1 protein-coding gene and 1 pseudogene are annotated in these 1,287 nt (G+C 54.1%); both read right to left on the bottom strand.

Going from position 1 to position 1,287, the window contains the following annotated elements:
* Window positions 1-229 (bottom strand): hypothetical protein (locus FRY97_RS21820; RefSeq protein ID WP_147169740.1); only part of this gene is annotated, 229 nt, incomplete at its 3' end.
* Window positions 230-330: 101 nt separating this feature from the next.
* Window positions 331-1,287, bottom strand: a pseudogene (locus FRY97_RS22545) (hypothetical protein); the annotation flags it as partial.

The raw sequence follows: 1,287 nt of genomic DNA on the forward strand, positions 1-1,287 counted from the left end.
CCGCTGCCCCAGTAATAGATGGGGCGGTCAGTGTCCCTGCCGGGAACCGGATGCCGAAATTGCTCGTCGACAGGACAGAGCTGCCGGAATAATCCGTGTACCCTACAAAAGATACCGTTTGCGGATCATCAGGGTCGAGCAGTATGCCGAAGGTTATGTTCTGTGAAACACCTATACTGAAGGTGCCGAGGAACAGAAATAGGGCGGCTATCATCCGCCAGATCGTCATGCGATGCATAGTTGTCGTCTCTTTAAGAAGCTATGAATAATGAATGTTCTGTTTTGGCCGCATTGATGGGCCTGACGGGCTGACCCGTCAGGCCCTCTCGCTTACTCCCCGGCAGGCAGCGGCAGCTGCTCTATCAGGTTGAAGGCCACGCTGTTCGAGCTGTTCGGCTGTAATGGCACCGACACGTTGAATATCGGGTCCACATCGTTGTTCAAGCCTGTGTATTTGGTTGTGCCATCGAGGTTGACATCAGTAGCCCCGTAGCCGCTCAAAATGTAGGACTGCAGCTGGCCGGGGTTGCCCACAGCGTTTAGTATTTCTTGGAGGTTGGTATCGGGGTCGTTCGACTGCCCGGCATAGTTCACCTGCCCTTTGAGGTTTGTATTGCCAAGATGCAAGGCGTACATCCCCCCTACTACCGCCTGCTCGAACCCGTCAAACTGCGGTATGCGGTGATAGAAGTCTGAGCCCGTGTCCGTAAAGTCCACTACCGCTGGCACACTGCTCAATGCCACAGGGGATGAGGTCATTGCGCCAAGGTGGTTGCGGTGTTTTATGGAAATGAAGTAACTGTTACCGATTGCCCCCGCAAAAGTGAGGGGCGATACGCCATCTAGCGGAGACACCACATCGCCATCCCGCTGCACAAGCGCTGCACGTGTTTCCACTATTTGAGTAGAATCGGCTGCATCCCGCAATTCAACGAATACCCAATCTACAATAGCATCAGGTGTGCCAGCATTCGCATCAAGTACGGCCGTGGTGGTCGTTTCTCCCCCTCCTCTGCCAGCAATTACAAAACGAGCATTACCGAAGGCCGCATAAGGCTCAGTCAGCGGAATAAGGCCCTTCGCCCTCAAATCGTCCCGCATGAACTGATCCGAGCTACCCAACAGCGCCCCTTGAAGCATCACCCTGACTTGAAGGCTGGCCGCTGCCGGACATGGTGCTGTTGAGGGATCCGTGCTGTCGATCAACAGGTCGTTTTCTTCTGTAATCTCTACTCCGTCCACTTTCGACCGGAAGAAAAGGTCTGCTGTATTCACATCTATCGTAAG

The sequence above is a fragment of the Phaeodactylibacter luteus genome (assembly GCF_007993045.1).
Lineage (GTDB): Bacteria > Bacteroidota > Bacteroidia > Chitinophagales > Saprospiraceae > Phaeodactylibacter > Phaeodactylibacter luteus.